Annotated in this window: 21 protein-coding genes and 1 tRNA gene; 9 read left to right on the top strand and 13 right to left on the bottom strand. The window is 44.8% G+C overall.

Going from position 1 to position 19025, the window contains the following annotated elements; all coding sequences use genetic code 11:
* Positions 1–35: 35 nt before the first annotated feature.
* Positions 36–734 carry a cell division ATP-binding protein FtsE gene (ftsE, locus tag EYB58_RS04210; RefSeq protein WP_111953532.1) on the bottom strand — a complete coding sequence of 233 codons (699 nt, stop codon included), beginning with the start codon at positions 732–734 and terminating at the stop codon, positions 36–38.
* Positions 735–972: 238 nt separating this feature from the next.
* Between ftsE and EYB58_RS04205 the strand changes: the two genes are divergently transcribed.
* Positions 973–1779, top strand: coding sequence for a TatD family hydrolase (locus EYB58_RS04205; protein WP_111953534.1), 807 nt, complete (start codon positions 973–975; stop codon positions 1777–1779).
* Positions 1780–1935: 156 nt separating this feature from the next.
* Here EYB58_RS04205 and EYB58_RS04200 read toward each other — a convergent pair whose 3' ends face one another.
* Positions 1936–3129 carry a vWA domain-containing protein gene (locus tag EYB58_RS04200; RefSeq protein WP_111953536.1) on the bottom strand — a complete coding sequence of 398 codons (1194 nt, stop codon included), beginning with the start codon at positions 3127–3129 and terminating at the stop codon, positions 1936–1938.
* Between the two features lie 10 nt (positions 3130–3139).
* On the bottom strand, positions 3140–3991 hold the full coding sequence (locus tag EYB58_RS04195; protein ID WP_111953538.1) for an AAA family ATPase: 852 nt from the start codon (positions 3989–3991) through the stop codon (positions 3140–3142).
* 305 nt (positions 3992–4296) lie between these two features.
* Between EYB58_RS04195 and tatA the strand changes: the two genes are divergently transcribed.
* The 7 genes from tatA to EYB58_RS04160 all read left to right on the top strand — a co-directional run bounded on the left by tatA (position 4297) and on the right by EYB58_RS04160 (position 10932).
* Complete coding sequence (gene tatA, locus EYB58_RS04190) at positions 4297–4485, top strand: twin-arginine translocase TatA/TatE family subunit (protein ID WP_111953540.1); 189 nt, start codon at positions 4297–4299, stop codon at positions 4483–4485.
* A gap of 374 nt (positions 4486–4859) precedes the next feature.
* Positions 4860–7493, top strand: a complete 2634-nt coding sequence (gene glnD / locus EYB58_RS04185; protein ID WP_111953542.1) for a [protein-PII] uridylyltransferase — start codon at positions 4860–4862, stop codon at positions 7491–7493.
* Positions 7480–7818, top strand: coding sequence for a P-II family nitrogen regulator (locus EYB58_RS04180; RefSeq protein WP_111953544.1), 339 nt, complete (start codon positions 7480–7482; stop codon positions 7816–7818). Before glnD ends, EYB58_RS04180 begins: the two co-directional genes overlap by 14 nt.
* A gap of 88 nt (positions 7819–7906) precedes the next feature.
* The gene (gene glnA / locus EYB58_RS04175; protein WP_111953546.1) at positions 7907–9319 is read left to right on the top strand and encodes a type I glutamate--ammonia ligase; all 1413 of its coding nucleotides are present in this window, start codon (positions 7907–7909) and stop codon (positions 9317–9319) included.
* 231 nt (positions 9320–9550) lie between these two features.
* Positions 9551–10447 carry a lytic murein transglycosylase gene (locus EYB58_RS04170; protein ID WP_111953548.1) on the top strand — a complete coding sequence of 299 codons (897 nt, stop codon included), beginning with the start codon at positions 9551–9553 and terminating at the stop codon, positions 10445–10447.
* Between the two features lie 72 nt (positions 10448–10519).
* Entirely contained in the window at positions 10520–10738 is a 219-nt protein-coding gene (locus EYB58_RS04165; protein ID WP_111953550.1) for a PLDc N-terminal domain-containing protein, read from the top strand.
* 119 nt (positions 10739–10857) lie between these two features.
* Positions 10858–10932, top strand: a tRNA-Glu gene (locus EYB58_RS04160).
* Between the two features lie 180 nt (positions 10933–11112).
* Here the strand turns inward: EYB58_RS04160 and EYB58_RS23825 are convergent.
* Positions 11113–11739, bottom strand: a complete 627-nt coding sequence (locus EYB58_RS23825) for a hypothetical protein (RefSeq protein ID WP_242637550.1) — start codon at positions 11737–11739, stop codon at positions 11113–11115.
* Between the two features lie 451 nt (positions 11740–12190).
* On the opposite strand from EYB58_RS23825, the gene EYB58_RS04150 reads away from it, so the two are divergent.
* Positions 12191–12943: a hypothetical protein gene (locus EYB58_RS04150; protein WP_111953552.1), complete on the top strand. Its 753-nt coding sequence runs from the start codon at positions 12191–12193 to the stop codon at positions 12941–12943.
* A 327-nt stretch (positions 12944–13270) separates the two neighbouring features.
* Here the strand turns inward: EYB58_RS04150 and EYB58_RS24395 are convergent, their stop codons facing one another.
* The 9 genes from EYB58_RS24395 to EYB58_RS04110 form a co-directional block, all read right to left on the bottom strand.
* Positions 13271–13519, bottom strand: coding sequence for an HGGxSTG domain-containing protein (locus EYB58_RS24395; protein ID WP_111953670.1), 249 nt, complete (start codon positions 13517–13519; stop codon positions 13271–13273).
* A gap of 32 nt (positions 13520–13551) precedes the next feature.
* Positions 13552–14127, bottom strand: a complete 576-nt coding sequence (locus EYB58_RS04140) for a hypothetical protein (RefSeq protein WP_111953556.1) — start codon at positions 14125–14127, stop codon at positions 13552–13554.
* Positions 14117–14347, bottom strand: a complete 231-nt coding sequence (locus EYB58_RS04135) for a hypothetical protein (protein ID WP_111953558.1) — start codon at positions 14345–14347, stop codon at positions 14117–14119. The genes EYB58_RS04140 and EYB58_RS04135 overlap by 11 nt, the downstream gene beginning before the upstream one ends.
* Positions 14348–14351: 4 nt before the next feature.
* Positions 14352–15986, bottom strand: a complete 1635-nt coding sequence (locus EYB58_RS04130; RefSeq protein ID WP_111953560.1) for a bifunctional DNA primase/helicase — start codon at positions 15984–15986, stop codon at positions 14352–14354.
* Positions 15987–16571 carry a hypothetical protein gene (locus EYB58_RS04125; protein WP_131072007.1) on the bottom strand — a complete coding sequence of 195 codons (585 nt, stop codon included), beginning with the start codon at positions 16569–16571 and terminating at the stop codon, positions 15987–15989.
* Between the two features lie 161 nt (positions 16572–16732).
* Positions 16733–16873, bottom strand: coding sequence for a hypothetical protein (locus EYB58_RS23075; protein WP_163354355.1), 141 nt, complete (start codon positions 16871–16873; stop codon positions 16733–16735).
* Between the two features lie 19 nt (positions 16874–16892).
* A complete protein-coding gene (locus EYB58_RS04120) occupies positions 16893–17684 on the bottom strand; it encodes a phage antirepressor KilAC domain-containing protein (RefSeq protein ID WP_207309123.1) in 792 nt (263 codons plus the stop codon).
* Between the two features lie 50 nt (positions 17685–17734).
* Positions 17735–18031 (bottom strand): helix-turn-helix domain-containing protein, encoded by a 297-nt coding sequence (locus EYB58_RS04115; protein ID WP_131072006.1) that lies wholly within the window; start codon positions 18029–18031, stop codon positions 17735–17737.
* Positions 18032–18158: 127 nt separating this feature from the next.
* On the bottom strand, positions 18159–18983 hold the full coding sequence (locus EYB58_RS04110; RefSeq protein WP_131072005.1) for a hypothetical protein: 825 nt from the start codon (positions 18981–18983) through the stop codon (positions 18159–18161).
* Positions 18984–19025 lie beyond the last annotated feature (42 nt).

The raw sequence follows: 19025 nt of genomic DNA, 5'->3' as shown, positions 1-19025 counted from the left end.
TACAGTGTTTTGCGCCGAATTTTTTTCTAAGTTCCTTAGCATAGAATGGTTGATATTCCTTTAAGCGTCCCGTCTTCTATGGAGATATTTCTTCCCTTACTGAAACGGTCCATCTGCTCTGTGTTGTGGCTGGCCATGAGAATGGTGGCCCCATTTTGATGATACCCTGAAAGCAGATCAAGCACACGCTGGGCAGATTTTCTGTCCAGGCTGCCCGTGGGTTCATCTGCAAGGATAATGGAGGGTTCTCCCACCACTGCCCTTGCCACGGCAACTCGCTGTTGCTCTCCGCCCGACAGGGTCGGCGGCAGGTGATTGGCCTTTTTTTCCATGCCCGTGACCCTGAGCACGTGCATCACCTTTTTTTTTATGAAGGACGGTTTTTCTCCGGCAACCTTGAGCACCAGGGCGACATTTTCAAACACCGTGCGACTGGGGATCAGCTTGAAATCCTGGAACACCATGCCGAAACGACGCCGTAAAAAAGGCAATTTTGTGGATGAAATGCGCGCCAGATTCATGCCGTCAATGAGAATTTGTCCTTCGGACACCCGTTCGGCCAGATATAAAACCTTGAGTAAGGTGGATTTGCCGGCCCCGGAAGGCCCGGAAATAAAAATGAACTCACCAGGCTTGATATCCAGGGTGATGTTATTTAGAGCCAGCTTGCCGCCATAACGCTTGGTTACATTAAACAGCCTGATAATATTGGCTTTACCGCTGTTCGCCCTCATATAAAATTTGCCTTGTGGTCTTTTAGGGATAATTGACTGCCATTAAATTTACTGATATAAACCGCCTGTGTCAAGGAGTGCTGCAAACAGTTTTTCTTACACAAAGCCTTCACTGAACCCGTAAATCGGCTTCTTCCAAATCAGTGAAGGCTTAAAATTTTGACGACTGGTTGTTTTGCTGCAAGCTTAAGTTTGCTTTCCAGGAAAAGAGAAGGGAAAAAACCATAGGATAAGATAAATGATTCTTTTTGACTCCCATTGCCATATTGACGATAAATGTTACGATAATGATCTGGCCCAGGTCATGGACAGATCACGCCGGGAAGGGGTGCTGGCGGTGATGGTGGTCGGAATTGACAGGGCCACCTCCCAGAAGGCCATAGATATCGCATCCCGGTTTGATCATGTTTACACGTCTGTGGGGATTCATCCCCATGATGCGGTTCAGTGTTCCGCCCAGGTGCTCAATGAGCTTCAACAACTGGTTCTGACCCATGACTGCATCAAGGCCTGGGGGGAAACAGGACTGGACTTCAACCGCATGTTCTCACCCCAGGAAGACCAGGAAGCCTGCTTTTCGGCCCAACTTGCCCTGGCCGGGAAACTGGACCTGCCACTGATTTTTCATGAACGGGATTCCAAGGGGCGATTTTATGAGATATTGAAATCAGAGGGGCCCAAATCCAGAAAAGGAGTGATTCACTGTTTTTCCGGCACCAAAGAGGAGATGTTTAAATACCTTGATCTTGGGTATTATATCGGCATTACAGGTATTTGTACCATTCTCCAACGGGGTGAGTACCTGCGTAGCATCGCTCATTTAATTCCCCGGGACCGGTTGCTCATCGAGACCGACGCCCCCTATCTGACGCCCAAACCCCAGAAAAACAAACATAGGCGCAATGAACCTGCTTTTGTGCGTTCCGTCATGGACTGCCTTGCCCAGGTACGCGGCGAAGAGCCGGATCAGCTGGCCGCTGCCGTGTTTAAAAATACCTTGGATCTTTACAATATACCGGCAGACCCGGCCTGGCCGGATAAATAGTGTTTGAGCGGGAAGCCGTGTTTGGGCGAGAAGTTGCCAGATGCAAGGCGTAGAGAAATTTGTGACCGGAGCAACCTGGAAGGTTGTGAGACCCGATCCTAACTTTGGCAAATTTTTCTGCAACGCCGCAGGTGGGTGACTTCTCGCTCAAACAAGTTATGCTTTTTCCATTAGTTTTGTGACCGCCCTCTCCAGCCCATCCAGGGACAATTCATACATGGGAAAAATTTGTGAAATGGCCATGATGGTGTGGGTATAGCCCCACATGATTTGTGATATCGGATTAAGCCAGACTGCATTTTTAAACGTTTTTGTCAGGAATTTGAGCTGCTCAATGCTGGGGATGCCGCCACGGTCCGTAATATGGATGGCCCCGTCATGTGCCATGAGTTCATAGGGCGCCATGCTGGCATCCCCAACGATAATTAGTCTGGTTTCCGGGTCCAGTCGAGTAAAATCAATTATTTTTTTGGGCTTTTTATACCGGGACGGGTCTTCCCATACATAGTCATAGATGGTGTTGTGAAAAAAGTAAGTTTTTACTTCTTTGAACTGGGCCTGGGCATATCTGAACAGGGTCTGGACAATCTGGATATGGGGATCCATGGACCACCCGCCGTTATCTATGGCGAGGATGATTTTAAGCCTGTCCTTCATGGCCCGGTCAAAAATTAATTCTATTTCCCCGCCGTTGCGAAGGCTCGCCCGGATGGTTTCGTCAACATTGATTACATCCTTGGGGCCTGCCGGAATCATGTTGCGCAGCCGCTTCAACGCCTCGCCGATTTTTGCCTGGGTCAGGGGGCCCCGGGTGGAGTAATCTTTGTATCTGCGTTCATTGGCTACTTTAACCGCAGATTTGTTTCGGGATTCACCTCCCACACGCATGCCGCCGGGGTGATACCCGGAATGGCCCACAGGTGAGATGCCGCCGGTGCCGATCCACTTACTTCCGCCGTCATGGCGCCCGTCCTGGTCTTGGAGCCGTTTTTTGAAATAGTCTATGAGTTCATCGGGGTTAAGTTTTTTTAAGGCGTTTTCATCCACGTTCAGGGCGTCGGCCATTCTTTTGGGATCTTTCAGCCATTCATCCAGCATGGCCCGTGCCATCTGGTCGATTTCAAATCCCTCGTCCTCGGGCAGGGGCACCCCGTCAAAGTGATGGGCAAACACCTGGTCATAAAGATCAAAGTACCGCTCGCTTTTCACCAGTACAGCCCGGGCACAGGTGTAAAAATCGTCCAGACTGGTTATCAGGCCCTGGTAAAGGGCTTTTTGCAGGGTCAAAAAAGATGTTGGGGAAACAGGTATGCCTACATCCTTTAAGGTATAGAAGAACTTGAGAAACATGGATACGCCTTTAGAACCGTCTGGACTGACCGGTTATTTTTTTGACCCGTTCATAGTCCGGGCTTTTTTTAAACATTACGCCTAAAAACGGCATGCTGCCTTTGAGAAGGTCTTTGGCCTTAAAGTCGGGATCTGCCTGAAGGGCCCGTATCCAGTTGATCAGTTCCCGGGTGGCAGGTTTTTTTTCTATTCCGTCAATGCCCCTGGCCCCATAGAATGCACTGATGGCATTTTCCGCCAGTTTTGAATCAATGGCCGGGAAGTGGACCTGGATAATTTTGCGCATCATTTTAGGTTCAGGAAACGCAATGTGGTGGAAATTGCACCGCCCGAGAAATGGATCGGACAAGTCTTTTTTTGCATTGGATGTTATTATGATCACAGGTCTGTGGATGGCGGATATGGTTCTGTCTGTTTCAATAATATCAAACTGCATTTGGTCCAGGACATCGAGCATATCATCTTGAAAATCCGTATCTGCCTTGTCAATTTCATCAATGAGGAGTACGGCGCGTTTTTCTGCGCAGAATGCCTGCCCGATCTTCCCCATCTTTATATATTCGTCAATATTGCTGACATCCCTGGTAGAGTCACCAAAGCGGGAATCATTGAGGCGGGTAAGGGTATCGTACTGGTAGAGAGCCTCCACAAGTTTCATGCTGGATTTAACGTTGAGGATAATCAGCTGCATGTCCAGAGTGTCGGCAATGGCATGGGCCAGCATGGTTTTGCCCGTACCGGGCTCCCCTTTTAAGAGCAGGGGCATTTCAAGGGTCATGGATATGTTGACAATGGAAGCAAGTTCGGGGTCAAGTACATATTTTGGGGCCCCTTGGAACCGTGCGTCTTGATGTTTTGTCATTGGGTCTCCGTTCTGTCGAATTTATTGAAAAGGGGTAAGTTTAATCCGTTTGGGGTAGCAGGCTCCGTTTTTATAGTCAATGGTTAATATTCTTCCATCAAAATTTTGTACTTTTCGGGAAAAATTAAAAAGCCGTCGCATGATCGGTATACAACAACAATAATAAGAATATTTTATTACAAAATTGTAGTACGGTGATGCACTCACATGAATCCTTAATGATTGACTTCATACTGGTTAAATGCTAATGACCTGGTTTGATGAATTTTGTAGTAACGCCATGAACAAAACGAGGAGCTTGAATCATGATTGGTGGTATAGGAATGCCGGAGTTAATAATAATTCTGGTGATTATCCTTATTATATTCGGTGCGGGTAAGTTGCCTGAAATCGGTGCCGGTTTAGGAAAGGGCATTAAAAATTTCAAAAAAGCAACAAAAGAACCCATTGATGATGACAAGGAAAAGGAACCTGAAAAAATAGATAAAGATTAATGGTGTTTATTCGCCGCTTCTTTCCGTATTTCCACAGCCAAGCACGCCATGTGCCTGGTTGATTATTCATGCTTTTTCAAAAAGTTGACATATCATATACCTGCCTGCTTAATTTTAGGCCCATATTTGGCGGTAATTACAAAAAAGTAATATGCCGCCATTTAAGATAAACATTACTGTAATAAATTTTGTTCTTTCGCTTGATTTGTAGGGCTCAGCCGTATGTATACGTGATAACCTCTTGAAAATAAAAGGCTGGCACATCCATTGCAGACTGTAATGAGAAGCGTTTTAGGGTATTTGGTCAGGTGTATGAGATGTTTTTGCCGGAAAAAGGACATATATTAAAAAGTCAAAAGAGATACTAAACAGACATGGATAGTCCTGAAGCCCAATTATTAATTGAACAGAAACAAGAGCTGATAGATCGGTACCTCCAGGGGCAAGAACCGAATTTCCTGGAAAAGATGACTACCCGTCTTGATGAATACTTTTATCGAGTGTTTGAGAAGAGCATTGCCGCTAGGAAAATGGTTATCTCGGGCAGTCCTTTTGCCATCATTGCCCTGGGGGGATACGGAAGGAAAGAGCAGTGTATTCATTCTGATGTTGATTTGCTCATCCTTTTTGATAAAACCATTCCGCCGGATGTGGAAGCCTTTGTCCAGGAGCTTTTATATCCCTTATGGGACGCCAGGTTTGAAGTCGGGTATGCCGTCCGGAGCGTTAACGAATGTATTAAAATGTCCTTTGAGCGTTTTGATATTCTGACCACGGTGCTTGATGCCCGGTTTATCTGTGGTGCCTCCCTGATCTATTCTTCATTCATGGAAAAATTCCGGCAGCAACTGGCCGCAAAACACTTGAAGCCGACGCTTAATTATTTGTACGAAAACGGAGAAAAGCGCCTGCAGGATTTCGGGGACTCTTCCTATCTGGTCTCTCCTGATGTGAAATCAGGATTTGGTGGGCTTCGGGATTACCATACCCTGCTGTGGTATGCTAAAATTAAGTCCAATATCAAGACCCGTCGGGATCTGGAGTATTATGGGTTTTTGTCTCATTTTGAATACGAGAACCTGGAAGATGCTTTAACCTATATCTGGGATGTGCGCAATCGTTTGCATCATATCAGCAACCGTAAGAACGATACCCTGCATTTTGAACACCAGGCTGAAGTGGCCGGTTTGATGGATTATGCGGATACCTCGGGCTCCGCCCAGGTGGAGGTTTTCCTCGGTGAACTGCATGAAAAGATGGATTTTTTAAAGCAGATTTATCAGATCACATTTGAAGATATCGTATCCACCTGCCGGGTTAAAAAAGACAGTGTTAATCCGCGGCCCACCAAAACGGATGGTCTGGTGGTAAAAAAACGTCGGCTTTGTTTTGCCAATACCGTTACAATTATCCAGCACCCGGATTTATTGCTTCGCATTTTTCTTGAAAGTGGTCAGACCCGGATCCCCCTGTCCATTGAGGCCAGGCGGATCGCATCGGAATTCCGTCACCTTGTGGATGATGAGGTTCGTACGGATCCCGCATGTGTCAAGATTTTCAAACGGATTCTGGGGATGTCCATGTGGAAATTCAACGTGCTTAATGTCATGCTTACCACCGGCATTCTGGCGCAGTTTATTCCTGAATTTTCGCCGTTAGTACATAAAATTCAGTACAATCAGTACCACCTGTTCCCCGTGGACAAGCATTCCATTCGCTGCGTACAGATCCTTAACGGCTTCAAGGATCCCGGCGACACGATGATGAGAACCCTCTACAACTCCGTGTTCAAGGAGATAAGGAATAAAAATGTTTTACTCGTGGCAGGCCTTCTCCATGACATCGGTAAAGCCGACCCTGCCAAGGAGCATTCCCGCAGAGGTGCCAGAATAGCCGGACCTGTTGTTGATCGTCTCGGATTCAGCCCTGTGGAAAAAGAAGATATTCTTTTCCTTATTGAAAATCATTTATTTTTGGCAAAAACCGCCACCCGCCGGGATATTTATGATGAAGAAACAGCCGTTTACACAGCGCATAAGATAGGGAAAATCCGGTTATTGCGCATGCTTTTTTTGATCACAGTGGCAGATTCCAAGGCCACCGGACCCAAAGCCTGGAACGACTGGACGGAAAATTTGATTAAAGACTTGTTTTTTAAGACCATGAGTATCATCAAAACAGGGGAACTTGCGTCCAAGAAAACCCAGCGTCTTATTGACAAAAAGAAAAAAGACGTCCTGGCTCTGTTGCGGGAAAGCTGGCGGGAAGAAGAGGTTACCCGGCAATTGTCCGCCATGTCCCGGCGCTACCTGCTTTATGTGCCGCCCCAGAACATCGTGGATCATATTAATTTATTCAGAAACCTGGGAGACCAAGAGTATATCTGGCAAATCACAAAGGAAAGTGAGTCAGATATGAGGATCGTTTCCATCTGCGGCAAGGATAAGCCCGGGTTTTATTCCAAACTTGCCGGGGTTTTTTTCCAGAATAATATTGATATTGTCGGCTCCCAGGCCTATTTTTTGGGTGACAGTCATTTTCTGGATATCTTTAATGTCCGTCCTCCCCAGGATCGCCTTTTTGAAAAGGAAAAATGGGAAAAGGCCGGACAGGATTTAAGCATGGCCCTTGAAGATGATCACTACCTGGATAATGTACTTGAGAAAATTCCCACTGAAGTGATCATATCCAGCGGCAGCAGGCCCGAAGACAACCAGGTCCGCATAGACAATGAAACATCCAGTTTTTTTACAATTATTGAAGTGTTAACCTATGATTTTCCAGGGCTCTTGTTTGCCATTACCAATACCTTATACCGGTCCGGCATCAACGTCAATGTTGCTATGGTCGCCACCAAGGTGGATCAGGTGATTGACGTTTTTTACGTTCGGGAGATTGAAGGAGACCAGAAAATAGAATCAAAAGAAAAATTAAATCAGATAAAAACCGCTATTATTAACCGTCTTCCACAGATACAGTCAAAGGAGGTCATGAATGAAAAAAATTGAGGCAATTATTAAACCCTTTAAGCTGGATGATGTCAAAGAGGCTTTGAGTGAAATCGGCATCTACGGCATGACCGTTACAGAAGTTAATGGATATGGCCGGCAGAAGGGGCACAAGGAGATCTACCGCGGTGCGGAATATGTTGTAGATTTTGTTCCGAAAATAAAACTTGAGATTGTTGTGACCGACGACCGACTTGACGAAACCGTGGAAACTATCCGGTCTGCAACAAATAGCGGTAAAATTGGTGACGGTAAGATTTTTGTGCTGCCGGTTGAAGGGGCTGTCCGGGTCAGAACCGGTGAAAGCGGAGATGATGCAATTTAATGGCTAAGGTGCTTTCCCGCCCATTATTTCAAACCCAAAAAATCAGGGTAAGCCCATAGTAACTTTATATAGATAGAAAGGTAAAAAAATGACACCACAAGAAGTATTGGCAATGGCTAAAGAGAATGACGTTAAAGTCGTTGATATCCGCTACATGGACTTCATCGGTACCTGGCAGCACTTTAGTGTGCCTGTATGCGAACTGACAGAAGCGTCCTTTGAAGACGGGTTCGGATTTGACGGTTCTTCCATGAGAGCATGGCAGAAGATTGATAACTCCGATATGAACGTAGTTCCTGAAGCAGGTACGGCAAAAATTGATCCGTTTTTCAAAGTACCGACTTTGGTTCTTATTGGTAACATCCATGACCCCATCACCGGCGAAGGTTACTCCAGGGATCCCCGCGGTATTGCCAAAAGAACTGAAGCCTATATCAAAAGCACCGGCATCGGCGACACAATTTTTGTAGGTCCCGAGCCCGAGTTTTTTATTTTCTCCAATATCCGTTACTCTTCAGATCCCCATGCTTCCTTTTTTGAAATTGATTCTCCGGAAGCATACTGGAACACCGGTGACGGTTCCGAACCCAACCTGGGATACAAAATTAAACCCAAACACGGTTATTTCCCCCTGCCTCCCACAGACAACTATCAGGACATGAGAACTGAGATGATGCTGACCCTGCAGGATCTGGGTATTGACATGGAATGCCAGCATCACGAAGTCGCTACCGCCGGACAGTCTGAGATTGATCTTCGGTTTGATTCCCTGCTGAAAATGGGTGACAAGCTTGCCTGGTTCAAATATGTATTGAGAAATGTGGCTGCAAAATACGGACATTGCGTTACCTTTATGCCCAAGCCCCTCTATGGCGACAATGGTACCGGCATGCACACCCACATGAGTTTCTGGAAAGATGGCGATCCCACATTTGCCGGCAACAAATATGCCGGTATGTCCGACAGTGCCCTGTGGGCCATCGGCGGCATCATGAAACACTGCAAAGCCCTGTGCGCCATCACCAACCCCACCACCAACTCCTACAAACGTCTGGTGCCCGGTTTTGAAGCGCCCATTAAACTTGCTTACTCCAGCCGGAACCGTTCTGCTGCCATCCGTCTGCCCATGTACTCCGGATCTCCCAAGGCAAAACGTCTTGAATTCCGTACACCTGATCCTAGCGCCAACGGTTATATGGCCTTCTCCGCCATTGCCATGGCCATGCTTGACGGTATCCAGAACAAAATTGATCCGGGCGATCCCATGGATAAAAACATCTATGATCTGCCGGCTGAAGAACTGGCTGCTATTCCGTCCGCACCGGGCACCCTTGAAGAAGCCCTGGACGCACTTAAAACGGATAATGACTTCCTGCTCAAAGGTGATGTTTTCACCAAGGACGTTATTGACTACTGGATTGACTACAAAATGGAAAACGAAGTTAAACCGGTTATCAGCCGTCCGCATCCCCATGAGTTCTATCTGTACTTTGATATTTAAAAAACCAGCCTTCTGTTGGAATTGACCTGATAAACGGGTCCGGGACGCTTTGGCTTTCCCGGGCCCGTTTTTTTGTTGTATCTTTTTGCCTGTGACGCGTTTTTATACCTGCACTTTTTTAATGCAATCAAAAACAAAATACGCTATATAAAGCGGTAGTAAAACAGGCCTTGGAACAGGAAAAAACATCCTGCCTCAAACTATCACAGCAAGGGAGCAGATTCCGCAAATATGAAAAATTTCGACCTATCCCCCAAATTCATCCTGAACGTTGTTGTCGCGCTGATCATCTGTTTTTCTGTTAATTTTTGCTATGCCCAAGAGGGTGATGCGCCGGACAGCCCCGGTTCGGTCAATGACTTCGATCTGCTTACCCAGCGGCTTGTCCAGGATGGGTTTGATCAGGAAAAGACCCAAGCCCTGTTTGGCAATGACGCAGTTGGTTTTGATCCCGGGGGTGTTTCTCTGTTTTTTATCCATTCGGAATCCAGCCTTAACTATGACCAGTTCTCTTCTCCGAAATCCATAGCCAATGCCCGAAAGTACATGGTTACGCATAAGGATAGCCTGGATAAAGCCCAGGAAGAATTTTCAGTGGATAAAACCATCATTACAGCCATCCTTCTGGTGGAAACCCGCCTGGGCACGTATCTTGGCAATCGCACGGTGATAAACACTTTGTCCACCATGGCAGCGCTTACGGAAAACGTGCTTGCCGAAAGGGTTTGGCGTGCTATATCAGATAATAAAAGACCTAAGCGAGCCGTTTTTGATAAGAAAGTGGATCAAAAAAGCCGGTGGGGTTATGAGGAGCTTAAGGCCCTGATCAGCTATGCCAATCGTGAAGGCATTGATCCCGTTGCCGTTAAAGGATCCTACGCCGGAGCCATGGGTATCCCTCAGTTCATGCCTTCCAATGCGCTGACATTGGCAAGGGACGGCAATAAGGATGGTAAGGTGGATTTATTTGACCATGATGATGCCATTTTTTCCGTGGCCAATTATTTAAAACATCACGGTTGGAAATCGGGATTGAGCCGTCAGCGCCAGCACGAAGTCCTGTTTCGGTACAACCATTCCAACTATTATGTAGATGCGCTGCTCAAGGTTTCAGATAAATTGAAATAACGGTAAATGTTTGACCCGCAACAAAAAACGTAAGGCCAATATCGGTTGTTTTAAAAACATCGGGAAAATTAAATGACACCCAAAGAACTTATTTTATATGTCCTTCTCATTGTCGGGCTCTCCTTTGTCTTGACCATGCTTGCATTAATCGACCTGCTGAAAAAAGATTTCTCCACACCCAAAGAAAAATTTGTCTGGCACCTTGTGGCCATCGTTCCGGTCATCGGTTGGCTTTTCTATTTTGCCTTGGGCGCCAAAAAGGGAACCCGTAAAAATTTTGATTCAAAGTAAATTCAGAGGGTAAGATGTTTTATACTCATGGACACCCATTGGACTGGGATGCTTTGAACTTAATTTTTATTGACATTTAAACCCAACCATTATAAATATTCACCCACATCGTGATATGTGGTCCCATCGTCTAGCGGTTAGGACGCTGGCCTCTCACGCCGGAAACTCGGGTTCGATTCCCGGTGGGATCACCATATAATAAAAACAGGCACTTACATTGAATTGTAGGTGCCTTTTTTTATGCCCGAAAATAATCTTCCCCACACTATTCCCCACACCCGTGGACTTTTTGCGGAATCCTTACAAGCAACACTTACCATATTTTTGAAGCGGGGGCGCGGTTCACTTGCAAGAAGACCAATTGAACAAGCTCCTTATTTTTCGTCCAGCCTTTTCTGTTCCCGCTCTAATTGCTTGATACCCTTTCCCGGAGAGGGGAGGTCTTCTGGCATGGTACCTCCAAGTTCCTTGATTGTCTGTCTTACCTTGGCTCCTACATCATAATGGGTTTGGTTTGCTTTGCTCTTGCCTTGAATGTTTTCCCGACGCAGCTTTTCTTCGGTTTGGGTGGCACGAAATAGGTTGGCGCCAGCCTGTTCTTTTTTCCAAAACTCAATTTGTTCGGGAAAGGCAAACCAGAATTTTCGACTATAAATTTTGAAAGCAGGAAGGTCTTTGGTTTCAACAAACAACTTCACGTCTCCGGGTTTAATACCGGCAGCCTTGCTTATTTCCATTGCGCCACGCAAAGTCGGTGTGGCTTTCCAGATATGTTCTTCTTTTTCAAGTGTTGATAATATTTCTTTTTTCTCCCGCTTATCCATATTCAAGAGGCTGTATAGCGTCTTTTTGAAAGACGATTTTTCCCCTGCCTTTCGTTCTTTTTTCGTATATATCTCAAGAAGCTTTTCGATATTTTTTGTTGATTTTTTATTTATCTTCAATCGCTTCCTAAGTTTTTTTGGATCGTTCATTTGTTTGTTAAAGCGTTTTTTCCTCATTGAGGATTCCTTTGAGGACTTGCTCAACCAATCATCCAGGGCATCACATGTTTTTGATTGCATTGGGAATGGAATGATTTTGTTCTGATTTAAGGACGCGGTGGGTTTCTGACAAGGTTTCATTTGTACCTCCAAAACAAAATGGGGGTTAGGTGTCCTAAGGCTGCAATGAGCCTTTCCGGCCCTTTCGGGAATCCGGCACCATACCCCAATTATAATTTGGATAACGCATATACAAATAAATATACCGGATTTACGGCCCGGTTCACCGATTGCATTTTAGGAACCTCTACTGTCCCAAATTCTTTTTAGGTTGTCAATGCTCGTTTGAAATTGATGCCCTCTAAACATGAAACGAAATTAAAAATCACTCCCCAAAAAAGCCTATGGACAATATGATGCTTATTCAGTATGTAGGCAGAAATTTCAACTAAGCCAGGGGAGACAGACATTGAAATATATAGCTTTCTTTTTATCCGTTCTCTTTATCACAGGTTGCGCTCACGCCCCAATGCAATTCCAACTTGCCCAGGGAACAAACCAAAATGATTACCGAGCGGCATTAAATGAATGTGGAGGGGATAAAAAACAGAGCAATTATTTTCTTTTTGGTCCTCTTATTTTAGTCGCGCCGGCCGTTGCTGTCGTCGAGGGGGTTAAAGCAGGCCAGCGTAATAATGTCCAGACGTGCATGGAGGATAAAGGGTTTAGGTGCATTGAAAACTGCCCTCATCAATCTTCTGTAAAAATTGCCAAAAAACCGGTTGATCCTGAACTGCTATCTAAATGGGATGCGGTTATTCAAGAAGAGAGAAAGAAAAACTGGGTGCGTTACGCATGTATTCCAAAGGATTTCTGTGTATATTATGACCCGGTATCTATATCTAAAGATCAACACTACGTTTCGTTTAGAGAACAGGCCGAATTGCTGCCCGAAAGAACAGATACTCATTATGGATGCATCTGGCGCCACGTTAAGGTTAATTGCGCGGATAAAATTTTTAAATACTATGGCTTTGTTGCAGTCGATAAGGCTGGAAAAACAGTAGACCCGATCACAATAGAGACAGAATGGAAGAATCTTCCGGAAGATTCTCAAACTGGAAAATTTGCATACAAAATATGCAGAGGGGGACTTATAGAAGATGGTCCTTATGACCGAAACAGAAACGATGATCCAGCCACGGCCGCAAACAATTTTTGATTAAAAAAGTTTTCTCATTTTTTAGAAACCACCACAGAAGAAAAATTAAGCATGATAAGCGATCTGAAACACCTGTGCCCGTATTCTCCCATGTGGGATTACGGAAAGAATGTGGAGCCCTCACAGTTAAGGGAACGCCCCACAAAAGCGAATGACACTTACTTTGATGAAATGATTTCCTTGCGGTTAAAAGAGTTGGATTATGATCAGAAAAAGAAGGTTTTCGAATTTATAGAAACCCTGCGAGCCGCTCGGCGAGAGGCTCGCGGAGGATAAGCACCCTAAATCAAGGGCCTGTCCTCTTCGGCTGAATCCGTCAATGCCCTATCATGGCATGGGGCCAGGAGTACTTTGACATGTTATGAATTCCCGCGAATCTTTAATCAATTCGCGGATCTGTCTTCGTTCCTTTATTGCCGCCTGGGTATAGAGCCCATGCTTCAAGGCATTCTGGCTGCCCTTCGGCGGTCCTGTTGATTTCCCACCGTGCATTCGGCACCGGCCATTTGGCATAGCAGGATTTTTACAAGGCTCCCCCGATCTTGTCTTGGCGCCACACCGGGCGGCTCCGTTCAAAGGTGCTTTTGCATGAGGTAAGTCTTCAGTTTTCAACGTTCATCCCCTCCCTGGTGAACATTTCCAATAATAGCCTGCCCCCCATCAGAAACATTAATATGCTCCACAGTCATTTTCTGTTTGCCTCCACGTCTGTGCTTATCAAGAGATTCAAGTTGCTGGTTGTAGAGCTTCATAAGCTTTATCGATTGATTCAGCATTGAGTTGCTGAATTCAAAACTTTCAGATCCATTGGATTTATAAAGCAGATCCACGGACTTTTGAAAAACCATCATCATCTGAGCGATAAGCATTCCTTCAAAACCATCTTTGGGACCAAGAGAGGCCATCATTTCCAGTTTCGTATTTGCCTCTCGTCTGACCAAATCCCTATCTTCTTCGCTTTCTATTTTTTGATTCGTCATTGCAATGACATGGCCGATGACCGCAAACGCTGCCGGATAATTATCAAAACCGCTTATTTTTTTCATAGCAGGAGACTTTTTTATTTCACCTCGGTCAAATTCATCCTGGGCCATCATAAATTCATCAAGACATGTGGATTTTGTTTCTGTGGCAACTTCTTTTTCTTTATCTGCGGGCTTTTCGATTTGGTCTTTATGTTTCATGGATACCTTCCTTGATAACTTTAAACTTTTGCATATGAATTATTCCTTTCAAAGGGATTGGTCCGACTGGCTGGTGTCTGGGATTCATTAGATTTCCCATAGATTCAATCAATTTTGTTTTCATCAGTGACACTTTGAGCAGGCTGAGATATGCAGTTTCGAGGTCCGCCCGCGACAGGGATTTTACATCCACCGTTTTCAATTTGATGGCAGATTCCATACTACTACTCCCATGCCCTGTAATTACCCGAATAGGTGTATTTTAATTTCGCTGATCCCAGTTTGCCGATTTCCTTAAACCGAATTTTTTGAACGATGATTTCGGTTTGATTGGTTTCGAAATCTCGATAAACGCAGATCCCGTTGTCTGCCTTGTTTCTCCAGTGAGCCCCACCACTGATATCGTACATGGTAGGCGGATCATATTTTCCTTGGCTGTTCTTTTGCAATTTGGTTGGATGGGCCACAATCCAGATATGAATTCCATTTAGTCTGGCAAAACGACGGATCTTTGTTAGTTCCTGGGAAATATACTGGGTTTCAGACAATCCTTTGAAAAGATGTTCAACTTCGTTCCAAGGATCTATTACAAGGCCCTTTATTCCAAATTGAAGGCAGAGTATCCGGGCATACTTTAAAATTGTATCTACAGATAAAATTTCGCCTTTGGGGGCAATGAATTTCACAAAGTCGTCAAGCATTTCAGTTTCTTCCTTGGCCTCGTCCATGGACATGCGGTCCCCAAACCGTGATGGCCGGAAAGATTTTCCAAGAAATTTTTCAATAAGAGTTTGGGCGTGGCGTTGCAGTGGCCAGTTTTCAGGACTAAAAAAACCAAAGCGCCACATGCTGTTTTTGATAAGATTGACGGCAAGGGCATCCACAAAATTAGATTTCCCGCTGCCTGGTATGCCGGTAACAATGGTCAGTTCCCCGGGGCGGACTGTGTAATATTCATCCAAGTTTCTCCATCCCGTTTTTTCCCCGCCTTGAATTCCCTGGCAGTATTCGTGCAGAACAATATCCGTAAGGCTTGAGGGGGTCACGATCCCTTCAACTGGAAACGGCTTTGCACTTTCCAGGGCCGCCTTTAATTCATCGTTGCCATGCTGTTTTAAAACATCGTTGCAGTCCTTGCACCCAGCCGGATATTCAACTACAAAACATTTTTCAACACCGATCCGCCGGCCTAATTCCTGAACAGCCCTTTTACCGGGCGCGTCGTTGTCTCCGGCAATGATAATTCTATCAAATCGTGAGAATAGCTTTTCCGTGCCTTTCAAGAAATCAAATTTGGTATTGAAATTCTTTGAATTCTCGGACGGGGCACCATCGGGGATACTGACAGCCTCATATCCGGCAACAAGGCAGGAAAGCGCATCTATTTCTCCCTCAGTGAGAACCAATTCCTTTTTGGCTGATCCCATGGCCTTGTCCCGGCGGTAAAGGCATTTCTTGCCACCTTTTTCCTGCCGGAAATCTTTCTGGCTGGTCCGGTACTTCACGTTTACGCAAATGGAATTGTAAAAGTACGGAAACTTGATCCAGCCTTTACCAAAACTTTTTTCAAAACCGATCCGTTCTTGTTCAAGAATGCCCTGGGGGATGCCCCTGGATTCAAAATACTGAACGACCTTTTCAGGCAGCGTCTGTTTTGATTCGTATGGAATCGGTTTGGTATCACTTTTTTTCAATGAACCGGACCATCCGCAATGGTGGCAAAGCCAAACACCGTCGATGGTATTAACAGCCAAGCACTGGTCTTTTGATTTTTTTCTGTTTGGAGAGCATTGTGGGCAGATTGTGCGGATTTCTGCCCCACTTCCATGGATATGTATGCCGTAGCTTTCGAAACTCATTTAAAACGCCTTTTGGAAGAGAGATTGATTTGATTCTTTTTGAATGGCCTTGTCTTTTCCGCGGATGATCCCCTGGAAATATTTTTCACTTTTGCCGGATTCCCAGTGCTGGCCATCTACATATGCGGCAAGTGCGGCGTTGATTGTTTCATTTGGGAATCGTTTCCAGTATTCGAATTCTTTTTGGATGACACCGGATGAAATCTGTTTTGTTTTTCTGGTGGAAATAAATCCGTCTATTGTTTTTTCAAGATTTGATTTATCCCACCCGTTTATCACCGGAGCAAAAAATTCTAAAACAGAAATCGCCCTTTTATATTTATTTACATTATCTACATTATTGTTTGTGTCCTTTGGTTGTCCCTTGCCTGTCCTTTGCCTGTCCGTTTGGGTGTCCTCTTTTTTGTTCTGGTGTTGATAAAGTTCCCAATTGACAATGGTTACAATAGAAAAATGGGTGTCCGTTTGGATGTCCAGATTTTCAACAGTTTTTAATTTTTCCATTCGGTTTCTAATCGTGGATGGGCTCATCTTGAGTTCTTTGGCGGCAGTTTTACGACCGAAAATAAATTGACCCTTTTTCAATAATATTTCAGTCTCTCCACGACCAGTTTTGACCGGGACCCACCGTTCTTCGTGACCAGCTTTCAATAAACACCAGATCCAGACTTTAAGAAGTCCCTCATTCTGAAATACTCGTGAATCTAAGAGCTTTCGATGGAGGAAAATGAAACCGGCGAGATCCATTATTCGCCCTCGCTCAGGATAAGGAGCAGATCATGAAGCCGTGAAATCCTGTTGCTTTTTGGAAAGAAACGGATGGCCAGCTCCGCCACCCAAGGGGACAGGCGACCGGCTACGGATTTTTTGATAGTGGATAATTTCATGGTTATAGTAGCCACCTCTTTACACTACCGACAAGGCGTCGGTATCCCGGCCCATGAACGCGTTGATAAAATACTGCTGGCCTTTCCCGGTCACCTTGCTGGTCTTTGTGATACGGGTAGACTCATCGGGATTAACGATGGTTCGTTCTTTTATCTCAAACAGGCCAAGTTCCATTGATTTCTGCGTTGGCATGTTAAAGTCAGTCCCTTTGCGCTTAATCAGATATCCGTTATCCCTAAGCCATGCAAAAAAACGATTCTGACCGGTATGAATACCGTTTTGGCGCATTATCTTGGCAAGTTCTCCAACAAGAATTGATGATGTTGAAGCGCTGACCGCATCCGCAAATAAAGCTTTGGGCTGCATCTTTTTGTTTTCTGACTCTAAAGCCAAAACACGTTCCGTGTACCCAAGAAGGATCTGTCTCATTGTTGCCGGGTCATTTAGGGCGGCCATGGGATCTCTGGTCTTTTTTTCCAATTCTTCCAGGCGAGTGATAATTTTCATCCTGAGTCTGATGGAATAGCCGGATACAAGGACAAGAACTTCTTTTTTGGGAAGGCGATAGCAGGGATGCAGATTGCCGTCGGCTGCTTTATAACGTTCCTCAAAATTGAGGAGCCCGGAATTATCGTAGAGTTCAATCAGTATTTTCCTTGCATCCCTCATAACATTGTCATGTCGTTTCCCGGTTAACTCTGCAATTTCGAAAGTGAGCATGGACGATTCATAAGGACATCCCAAATCATTGACCATGGTGGGATCGTTGATTTGACATGTTGGCGTCGGGGTATTATTTTTGTTGAACATTATTTTTTCCTCTTTCGCCGGGTTCTCCCTCGGCGATTGGTGTTTCTGGCTTATGCAGACAAGCAAACACGATTTGCATCAAGATATCTGTCGATAGCTTCATCCTCGTACATGGGCTTGCCTCCGACCATCACATAATCCGGTCCCTGCCTCCGGTTTCTCATGTTGTAAAGGGTCTGCGGTTTGATTCCGAGAAATTCGGCGGTCTCTTTAATTGAGCGCAAGCGCTTACCTTTGCCCAAATAACCGGGGTGTACATTTTCGGTGTTTTTCTTGCCCATGTTTAAAAATCCTTTAACCTTTAGGGTGTTGCCGATTTTTACCGGCGCTTTGTCCCTTTCCGTCAAATTTTACCGGTGGCAATTTGATTTTTGACCGAGAATCAGCTAACCAACTAATCTTGCTGGAATAAAAAAATAAAAAAAAGCCGGTCGTTTTGACCGGCTTTTGACGCTGATAAGATTTATTGAATTTTTAACGGATTATGAATTTGCAGACATACCCCTTTTTTTTGTGATACTTTGCGATAGGAGATTCTTCGATATTCGGGAAAATTTTTTTAAGATGCATTCTCAAATTTGAAATATTGGCTTTAAGTGCTTTGGTAGTCATATTTTCATTGTTGAGTTCCCCATGATATTCCGCGAACAGCTTCAACAAACTTGAAAGCGTCGGTTTGCTGTCCATTCCAAGATCAGCCATTGAATAGGGTGCATGCGTTTTTACTCCAGGATGAGAAATCTCTATATGATCATCATTCACATATCGAATTTTTATTTGTTCCCAGGTTGTTTCCGGCGGGGTGTATATTGTGACGATGCTTTGATTCCTACCTGTACTCTTTTTAGCTTGGGTATCGCCTCCCATTTGTTCTTGCTTCACCATATGATAAACGGTCTCACAATCTTTATTTGCAATTTTTTTAAAATCAAAGCAAGAAGGTAGTTCAAGCTGCACTTCGAAAAATTTCATCAAATCTTTCAATTGGATAATGTCATGTTTAGCAGGCAAATAATCTATTGGGGCTTCTGAGATGGACATCGCTGATAGTGGTGCGCCTGCTGCTTTTCCTGATATCATCACCTGCAACATCCGGAACCACGCTCCAATTTTTTTTTCTGGTGTTGATAAATCCGGAGTGTCCTCAAATCGGACATGCATACTAAGCGTTTTCCATAAATTGACAATCTCCGGTACGGTATATCGGTTGTCGCAACCCAATACATAGGATAGTTTTATGATATCTATAAAGCCCTTTTTAAGAGCAGATTCGCAAAAAGAATTAGCTTGTTTTTCCACGTTCATCTCCTGCAATGATCCCTGATTAAAAGATCCCAGGAA

Source organism: Desulfobacter hydrogenophilus, from assembly GCF_004319545.1.
Taxonomy (GTDB): Bacteria; Desulfobacterota; Desulfobacteria; order Desulfobacterales; family Desulfobacteraceae; genus Desulfobacter; species Desulfobacter hydrogenophilus.
This window is presented reverse-complemented; position numbering and strand designations above follow the sequence as displayed.

Bases quoted from the DNA above. Each gene is read 5' to 3' on its own strand.
- ftsE (WP_111953532.1), bottom strand. From the start codon at position 734: ATGAGGGCGAACAGCGGTAAAGCCAATATTATCAGGCTGTTTAATGTA.
- EYB58_RS04205 (WP_111953534.1), top strand. From the start codon at position 973: ATGATTCTTTTTGACTCCCATTGCCATATTGACGATAAATGTTACGAT.
- EYB58_RS04200 (WP_111953536.1), bottom strand. From the start codon at position 3,129: ATGTTTCTCAAGTTCTTCTATACCTTAAAGGATGTAGGCATACCTGTT.
- EYB58_RS04195 (WP_111953538.1), bottom strand. From the start codon at position 3,991: ATGACAAAACATCAAGACGCACGGTTCCAAGGGGCCCCAAAATATGTA.
- tatA (WP_111953540.1), top strand. From the start codon at position 4,297: ATGATTGGTGGTATAGGAATGCCGGAGTTAATAATAATTCTGGTGATT.
- glnD (WP_111953542.1), top strand. From the start codon at position 4,860: ATGGATAGTCCTGAAGCCCAATTATTAATTGAACAGAAACAAGAGCTG.
- EYB58_RS04180 (WP_111953544.1), top strand. From the start codon at position 7,480: ATGAAAAAAATTGAGGCAATTATTAAACCCTTTAAGCTGGATGATGTC.
- glnA (WP_111953546.1), top strand. From the start codon at position 7,907: ATGACACCACAAGAAGTATTGGCAATGGCTAAAGAGAATGACGTTAAA.
- EYB58_RS04170 (WP_111953548.1), top strand. From the start codon at position 9,551: ATGAAAAATTTCGACCTATCCCCCAAATTCATCCTGAACGTTGTTGTC.
- EYB58_RS04165 (WP_111953550.1), top strand. From the start codon at position 10,520: ATGACACCCAAAGAACTTATTTTATATGTCCTTCTCATTGTCGGGCTC.
- EYB58_RS23825 (WP_242637550.1), bottom strand. From the start codon at position 11,739: ATGAGGAAAAAACGCTTTAACAAACAAATGAACGATCCAAAAAAACTT.
- EYB58_RS04140 (WP_111953556.1), bottom strand. From the start codon at position 14,127: ATGAAACATAAAGACCAAATCGAAAAGCCCGCAGATAAAGAAAAAGAA.
- EYB58_RS04135 (WP_111953558.1), bottom strand. From the start codon at position 14,347: ATGGAATCTGCCATCAAATTGAAAACGGTGGATGTAAAATCCCTGTCG.
- EYB58_RS04130 (WP_111953560.1), bottom strand. From the start codon at position 15,986: ATGAGTTTCGAAAGCTACGGCATACATATCCATGGAAGTGGGGCAGAA.
- EYB58_RS23075 (WP_163354355.1), bottom strand. From the start codon at position 16,873: ATGAAATTATCCACTATCAAAAAATCCGTAGCCGGTCGCCTGTCCCCT.
- EYB58_RS04120 (WP_207309123.1), bottom strand. From the start codon at position 17,684: ATGTTCAACAAAAATAATACCCCGACGCCAACATGTCAAATCAACGAT.